Annotated in this window: 6 protein-coding genes and 1 pseudogene; 2 read left to right on the top strand and 5 right to left on the bottom strand. The window is 45.3% G+C overall.

The genetic code is table 11. The features are described from left to right. Nucleotides 1–279: 279 nt before the first annotated feature. Together LAY57_RS10355 and LAY57_RS36190 are read right to left on the bottom strand one after the other, a co-directional pair. Nucleotides 280–1,014 (bottom strand): hypothetical protein, encoded by a 735-nt coding sequence (locus LAY57_RS10355; protein ID WP_249066340.1) that lies wholly within the window; start codon nucleotides 1,012–1,014, stop codon nucleotides 280–282. Nucleotides 1,015–1,051: 37 nt separating this feature from the next. Then, nucleotides 1,052–1,735: pseudogene (locus LAY57_RS36190) on the bottom strand (adenylate/guanylate cyclase domain-containing protein); the annotation flags it as partial. A 1,068-nt stretch (nucleotides 1,736–2,803) separates the two neighbouring features. Here LAY57_RS36190 and LAY57_RS10345 point away from each other — a divergent pair. Together LAY57_RS10345 and LAY57_RS10340 are read left to right on the top strand one after the other, a co-directional pair. Next, nucleotides 2,804–3,055 (top strand): hypothetical protein, encoded by a 252-nt coding sequence (locus LAY57_RS10345; RefSeq protein ID WP_249066338.1) that lies wholly within the window; start codon nucleotides 2,804–2,806, stop codon nucleotides 3,053–3,055. Nucleotides 3,056–3,236: 181 nt separating this feature from the next. After that, the gene (locus LAY57_RS10340; RefSeq protein ID WP_249066337.1) at nucleotides 3,237–4,598 is read left to right on the top strand and encodes an NAD(P)/FAD-dependent oxidoreductase; all 1,362 of its coding nucleotides are present in this window, start codon (nucleotides 3,237–3,239) and stop codon (nucleotides 4,596–4,598) included. 95 nt (nucleotides 4,599–4,693) lie between these two features. Here the strand turns inward: LAY57_RS10340 and LAY57_RS10335 are convergent, their stop codons facing one another. The 3 genes from LAY57_RS10335 to LAY57_RS10325 all read right to left on the bottom strand — a co-directional run bounded on the left by LAY57_RS10335 (nucleotide 4,694) and on the right by LAY57_RS10325 (nucleotide 7,002). Continuing rightward, complete coding sequence (locus tag LAY57_RS10335; RefSeq protein ID WP_249066336.1) at nucleotides 4,694–4,975, bottom strand: type II toxin-antitoxin system RelE/ParE family toxin; 282 nt, start codon at nucleotides 4,973–4,975, stop codon at nucleotides 4,694–4,696. Then, a complete protein-coding gene (locus tag LAY57_RS10330) occupies nucleotides 4,965–5,207 on the bottom strand; it encodes a CopG family ribbon-helix-helix protein (RefSeq protein WP_249066335.1) in 243 nt (80 codons plus the stop codon). The genes LAY57_RS10335 and LAY57_RS10330 overlap by 11 nt, the downstream gene beginning before the upstream one ends. An 82-nt stretch (nucleotides 5,208–5,289) precedes the next feature. Continuing rightward, nucleotides 5,290–7,002: an NAD(P)H-hydrate dehydratase gene (locus LAY57_RS10325; RefSeq protein ID WP_249066334.1), complete on the bottom strand. Its 1,713-nt coding sequence runs from the start codon at nucleotides 7,000–7,002 to the stop codon at nucleotides 5,290–5,292. Between the last annotated feature and the right edge of the window lie 187 nt (nucleotides 7,003–7,189).

Raw genomic sequence — 7,189 nt, 5'->3', positions numbered from 1 at the left:
ACCGAACCGTAATAAAATTAAGGAATCTGCTCTAATTGGTTCGGCTGGTAATTCGGTTTTGAGGATTTCGACAGTGGCGAATTCCTCATTGGGTAATAACCAGCGGACGAAACTGGCTGGATTTTGGGAGGCGATGTATTTACAGGTGTTATCGTAGGCCAAGGTTTTGGTTTTTTGCTATCGGAGTTTAGAGTTTTTTATATTATACTTGCAGCCGATAATATTGGGTAAAAAAAGAGCGATAATACTACGTATCGCTGTCGCGATCGCACGTCAGATTCATAATACAAAATCCATAGATTTTAGCACTCTATTATTTGCCTCAAATCCTCGTTGCAAGCCATCGAAATACTTTTCAATATTAGACTCCATCCACTTGACTGTTTCTGGATAGCCTAAAGCTGTTGCTTGTTCCATAACGCCATGCCAATTTGCTAAAGATATGCCAGCTAATTGCACAGCTTCTAAACTTTGAAAAACTGCCAGAGGAATTTGTACGGGTGAAACGGCATAGCTTAGCAATTCTTCAGCACCTGACGGACAAACAATCTTATTATTTTCAACATGAATATGTCCATAATCATGGGAATCTTCCCCTTGCCAATGGACTTTTCCATTTAATAAATAACCCCAAGGTTGAAGAAAACGATCGATCAGATATTGCAACCATTCGATGTAGTGGTAAAACTTTTCGCCTCCATCCCACTGAATACCGCTACCATCAGAGTTAGGAATCCAGTGACACCACAATCCGGGTTGTCCCGCTGGAGGTCGGTTGTAATCCACAATCGAAATTTCGGAATTTTTATCCCACTTTTCATTAACGAAATAGCAGCCATCTTCACCCAATGGCAGATTTACTGCTGTTCGTGCTGGATCGGGGAAACTCTCCAATACGGTAACATCTCGCTTCATCCGCCTTGTCTGAGAGAATTCTAATAAATAAAGAAATTCGCTATCAAATAATCGCTTGTTTAGATGAAATGTGCCGTCAAATTCGGTAGTGTAACCCATGTTTCATTCCTTTTAATGTTTACGGTTACGATCGGGCCTACTCGCAGTCAGAGGATTTGCTTTTAAGCAGATAAGTGAGCATATCTCCTCTACCTTTGACATGAATGATTCCGCGTTCTTCAAAAACATACTGATTTTTTAATATTTCATAGACTTCCTTGGTAACTTGAATGCAATTGGGTATACCTTGAGATTCCATGCGACTCGCTATATTCACAGTATCGCCCCACAGGTCGTAAATAAACTTTTTCAGACCAATTACCCCGGCAACTACTGGCCCGGTATTGATGCCAATTCGGACGCGAAAATCTTGATTAGTTTCGATGTTTACTTTGTTGAGCGCTAGTTGCATATCCAAAGCCATATCTGCGATCGCTTCCACATGATCGGGCCGTGGGATCGGCAGACCCGAAACCACCATGTAAGAATCGCCAATAGTCTTGATCTTTTCCAATCCGTGTTTTTCTGCCAGCTCGTCAAACCGCGAGAAAATATTATTGAGCAACTCCACCATTTCCGTAGGTGGTATCTGAGTCGATAGCTGAGTAAAACCAACGATATCAGCAAACAAAACCGTGGCTTCGTTAAACTGTTCTGCTAGAGTTCCTGTAGAGTTTTTTAAGCGAGCGGCGATCGACTGCGGCAAGACATTCAGTAGCAGACGTTCCGATTGTTCCTGTTCGACAGTTAGTTGCTGATAAGCTGCTTCCATCTGGCGACGAGCCTTAAACTCAGACCGCTGTAGGCGTTCGTACAAATAAACTGACAGGTCGCAAACAAAACAAACCCAAAACATATATAAATACAACAAAGCTGAAGTCATCCACGGCGCTGGCATCTGGGCCACCTTACCCAGGAGAAGTTGCACACCGAAATAGTAAGCAAAAACGCCCAATTGGGAGACAAGGTGCAGCCGCCAGCAGACTGGGACGAGGGTAGCCATGCCGAAAAACGCTAGGGGCCAGCTAAGCATATTGGGTTCCAACTTATCGGCGATGGTAACTATCAGCAGGGGTATTAGGGTGATAGACCAAGAGAAAATCAAGAATATTAAACTTGGGTAACGGCGACCCAAGCGAGTTCGCAGGGATGACAAACACACCAGCAGGCTTAGTTCCGAAGCGATATGCGTTATCAAGGCCAAGCGATCGAAATAGTCCGGCCTAACGATAAAATTTCTAAATTGCAGGGCGATAAAACTCAAGAAGCCGATGAAGGCAATCCGCAAACCTAAGCGCAGCCGCTTTTGCAGGAACTCCCGCCGCCACACCTCGTAATCAGCAATTTCGGCCTGAGTCTGTTCTTGCTGCCTCTTTAGCTTCCTCTTCAGTGAAGCCAGGAAGGTGTTGCCGAATAATCGTTGCCGCATTATTTTTACCGAATTCAGGCTCATCTGGCTAGTCTTCACCCTAGCAGACTAGCTTAGTTCACGTCATGCGGATGGGTGAAGTGTCAGCATTCTGCATGAATTAGAAAGGATGAAGCACAAAGGGACTTGCATCTTCGCAATTCATATCCTTTGAGCCTTCCGCGTTCTGAAGCGAGTGTGCCGATTGGCTAAGTGTCTACCATGAGGCGTAGAAGCATCTTTAGGGGGAGAGAAATGCGATCGGGCCGCAACCACTGAAAAGCTTATCCATCAAGGATTATGCAAAACCTGCCACCCCAGCGGGTCTTCCGGGATTTAGCAGTCACCTAACAGACTGACACACAACGACAAGAAAAGCTAAGCAGAATTTTTTATTTTGAATATAGACAACAAGAACATTTAAAACAGGGCATCAAACTTATGCAGAAAGATATTAACCCACAAATGATGGCTATTGTTAATGATTTAGATGCTTTGATAACAGAAATTGACGAAAACCCGTGCCTCTCCTCATGGGTAGTTCGTTTAGTACTCAAGTCCATTAAGGATAAAGCACGAAACACGGTTATGGAAACTGCGCCTCAACCAGGATCTGCGAATTTGGTGCCTCATCTTGAAGCTTTAGACAACTCATCTACTATTGGTAAGATAAGAGCTAGAATTTTATCGTAATGTTGCCAAAAGGCTTAACGATTGCAATTTCGATGGCAGACTTTCTGGGCAAAATCATTTGACTTGTAGCGATCGCTACCCACATTTTTGTCAGTTCGCACTATAAAGGAAACATCGGTAACAGGAAAAAGGTTTCCTGAAACGAGTCACTGGCAAAATCCCAGAAAGGAAGTCCACATATATGGCAGATGCAGTAGAAAATCAATCTCCTCACCATGTCGTGATTGTCGGTGGCGGTTTTGGCGGACTTTATGCTGCTCAAGCTCTTAATCGCCCACCTGTGAAAGTAACCTTAGTTGATAAACGTAACTTTCATCTGTTTCAGCCACTACTATATCAAGTCGCAACGGGCAGTCTATCCCCTGCGGATATTTCCTCCCCACTCCGCGCCATCCTCAGTAACAACAAAAACACTAAAGTGTTGCTGGCAGAAGTAAAAGATATTGACCCAGAACAGCGAAAAGTAATTATGAGTAGTGGCGAACTCAGTTACGATACATTAATTGTTGCTACTGGTGTCAGTCACCACTATTTTGGAAACGATCGATGGGAACCCGTGGCACCGGGATTAAAAACAATAGAAAATGCTCTGGAAATTCGGCGTCGTATTTTCTTGGCGTTTGAAGCGGCAGAAAAAGAAACCGATGCGGAAAAACGGCGTGCTTGGTTGACATTTGCGATCGTGGGGGGAGGGCCGACAGGAGTAGAATTAGCAGGTGCGATCGCAGAACTTGCTTTCAGCACTCTCAAGAAAGATTTCCGAGACATTGACACCACTGAAGCTCAAATTTTGTTGCTGGAAGGGACCGATCGCATCCTGCCTCCCTACCCACCAGAATTATCCGCAAAAGCAGAAACATCGCTCAAGAAATTGGGCGTAACCGTGCAGACAAAAACCCTAGTTACTGATATTTCAGACAATATCATCACCACAAAACAAGGCGATAAAGTCGAACAAATTTCAGCGCGAACAATATTATGGGCTGCTGGGATCAAAGCTTCTGGAATGGGAAAAATTATCGCCCAACGCGCAGGTGCAGAACTCGATCGAGTGGGACGAGTTGTTGTCGAACCCGATTTGAGCGTACCGGGATATCCTAATATTTTTGTAATTGGAGATTTGGCAAGTTTCTCCCATCAAGAAGGAAAACCTTTACCCGGTGTAGCACCAGTGGCGATGCAGGAAGGAGAATATGTTGCCAAACTGATTAAAAAGCGACTGGTTGGTGAAACATCTCCCCCTTTCCGTTACGTCGATACAGGTAGCTTAGCCGTCATCGGACGAAATGCTGCTGTTGTAGACTTGGGTTATGTCAAGTTATCGGGTTTCTTCGCTTGGCTAATCTGGGTATTTGTCCACATTTACTATCTCATCGAATTTGACAACAAATTAGTAGTGATGATTCAGTGGGCTTGGAACTATTTTACGCGCCAACGTGGAGCCCGTTTGATTACAGGTGATGAATCCCTGGGGATGATTGAAGTTGATGCTAACGGCGATTATTCCGTACCAGCGAAAAGTAAATCGCCAGTCGAAGTTTAGTCGCTTTCATCTCTATTCATCTGTGTTCATCTGTGTTTATCTGTCTTCATCTGTGGTAAAAAAATCCCAAACATACTTTAAGGAGATAGTTTTTATTACCCATCGGGATACTGTTTGGAAGTATGCAGCACCCGCAAAATCTGTACCGTCTTCCCTCTCATTCGATAGATAACAATGAAAGGACTGTTGGGAATAACCAACTCCCTGGTATCTTCCACCCGTCCAGCCTTGCCAAGCATGGGAAATGTTTCCAGTTGGTTCACTGCTGCCTGAATTTTCAGGATAACCCGCGCTGCTGCTTCAGGATTTTCTCGTGCAACGAATTGATGCGCTTGTTCCAGACTTGTCAGCGCCTTCCGCAGCCACTTAACTGACATTGGTTAGTCTGGTGAAGACTGCCTGCACCTCTTCGTCGGTTGCAAATTCATCGGCATCTGCTTCGGCAATGCTTCGCTGAATTTCTTCAATCTGCCACTGGTGCATCTTCAAATACAAATCGATCGCTTCGTTGAGGATGTAGCTGCGATCGCGTTCCAGGACGGCGGCGATCGCATCTAACGCGGCTTTCTTTTCGCTATCGAGGCGAAACATAACGTTTTCGTTGTCCATACCTGCCTCCTGCTAGAGCAAAGTGGATAATTCCATTATCCAGTGCAGCGCATTGCACTGCACTACAATTAAAAATATTTCCTCACTCAACACTACTTATCACCGGAATCAAATATTGCGTCAATGTAAACGCATCAACTCCCAAGTCAGTCCTCTCTTGCGCTGCCAAAATACCGGCTTGAGCGTGCCACCAAGCACCTGCTGCTACGATCGCTTCTAGCGACAATTCCTGAGACGATGTTTGCGCTAAAAGTCCGCCAACTAAGCCAGTCAGCACATCGCCACTGCCGCCACGCGCTAAAGCTGGTGTGCTTTCGGGAATAATCCATACTGAACCGGAAGGGTTGGCAATTGCCGTTCTCGCGCCTTTTAATAATACGATCGCACCACTCAAGCGAGACGCTTCTCTAACCGCGCTTACCCTGTCTGTTGTGGGATCTGGTGCATCTGGAAATAGACGCTTGAACTCACCTGTATGGGGCGTCAGGACGGTGATTGCCTGCCGCTTTGATAGTTTGGGGATGGTTCCCATTTGGGCGAGGATATTTAAGCCGTCGGCGTCTAAAAGTAGGGGAAGTTCGCTTTCTAACACCGCTTGGACAACTGGCCTAGCATCTTTTGTCAACCCTGGGCCGCAAGCGATCGCACTATACGACCCCAAATCAATTTCTTCTGGCAGCTGGGAAATCGCGCCGCTTTCCGTCTCTGGACAACCAATAATCAGTGCTTCCGGCAAATGTGATACTAACAGGGATTTCAGAGATTCCGGTACGGCAATTGAGAGCATCCCCACACCACTCGCTCTTGCTCCCAAACCAGTTAAAATCGCTCCTCCAGCATACTTGCGGGAACCGCAAATGAGTAGCAAATGCCCCATTTTATACTTATGGGTGACTGGCGGACGGGATAGGGGCAAATGTGCGATCGCAAATGCTTCCGTCACACGCTGTATCTCAGGCGTTTCACCGAGTACCGCCGCGATATCCGCCAGCGGAATATCAAAATCAATTAATTCAGCTTTGCCAACATATTCTAACGCTCGATCTTGTAATAATCCCTGCTTCCACAAACCCAAGCAAAGAGTATGAGTGGCACGAATAGCTGTTCCCAGCACCTCACCCGTATCTGTGTGCAAACCAGAAGGCAAATCGATACTAATAATCGGTTTAGACAACTGATTGATTCGATCGATCGCAGCAGCAATCGGATCGGTAATAGCTCTTTCCAACCCAAAGCCAAACAAACCATCAATTATGAGATCGCAATCTGATAACAGGGAAATTTCTTCAACAAATGGAATGCCTAAACTATTAGCATACTGAGCGTGTTGGGCTGTCAATTCCTTTAGTTTGGTAAAAGGATGATAAATAACAATCTCATAACCCTGGAAATGCAACTCGCGGGCAACTACCAACGCATCGCCACCATTATGACCTGGCCCAACCAAAATGCCCACTCTTGGAGATTTTGGATTTTGGATTTTAGATTTTGGATTATAGGAAATTAGGGATTGGAAATTGGGGATTATTTTTTCTCCTCCGCTAGGCACGACACGGATAGGCACGGATGCACGCATAAGTGAAGAATCTGCGTTGGTCTTCCCGGTTGTCTCCCCCACTCTCCCCCTCTCCCACTCCAGAGCGCCCCAGTCGCCGGTGATGCGACGGACAATCAAATTTGCCACTTTTTCCATCAAAGCTGCGACTGGCATCCCAGCCGCAAAGATGCGCCCTTCAATCTCGCGCATCTGCTGAGATGTCACGACAACTTGTTGAATTTTTTCCAATCTGTCCATAAATTTTAAATTTTAAATTACACTTCAATCTCAATCTAAAATCTAAAATCTAAAATTGCTAAGTAGGTGGGCATAATTAAACGTAAAATTCCAGGCCCTTAGAAACCCGGTTTCTGGGAGTTCACAGGCTCTTAGAAACCCGGTTTCTTAGAGAAACCGGGTTTCTGGGAGTTCAGTTTATTTAAGC

This window comes from Argonema antarcticum A004/B2, from assembly GCF_023333585.1.
Classification (GTDB): Bacteria; Cyanobacteriota; Cyanobacteriia; order Cyanobacteriales; family Aerosakkonemataceae; genus Argonema; species Argonema antarcticum.
The sequence above is the reverse complement of the archived record's forward strand: the minus strand, read 5'-3'. Positions and strand labels throughout refer to the sequence as shown.

What these genes read in the sequence shown, in the direction of transcription:
- LAY57_RS10355 (WP_249066340.1), bottom strand. Translation starts at nt 1,014, where the DNA reads ATGGGTTACACTACCGAATTTGACGGCACATTTCATCTAAACAAGCGA.
- LAY57_RS10345 (WP_249066338.1), top strand. Translation starts at nt 2,804, where the DNA reads ATGCAGAAAGATATTAACCCACAAATGATGGCTATTGTTAATGATTTA.
- LAY57_RS10340 (WP_249066337.1), top strand. Translation starts at nt 3,237, where the DNA reads ATGGCAGATGCAGTAGAAAATCAATCTCCTCACCATGTCGTGATTGTC.
- LAY57_RS10335 (WP_249066336.1), bottom strand. Translation starts at nt 4,975, where the DNA reads ATGTCAGTTAAGTGGCTGCGGAAGGCGCTGACAAGTCTGGAACAAGCG.
- LAY57_RS10330 (WP_249066335.1), bottom strand. Translation starts at nt 5,207, where the DNA reads ATGGACAACGAAAACGTTATGTTTCGCCTCGATAGCGAAAAGAAAGCC.
- LAY57_RS10325 (WP_249066334.1), bottom strand. Translation starts at nt 7,002, where the DNA reads ATGGACAGATTGGAAAAAATTCAACAAGTTGTCGTGACATCTCAGCAG.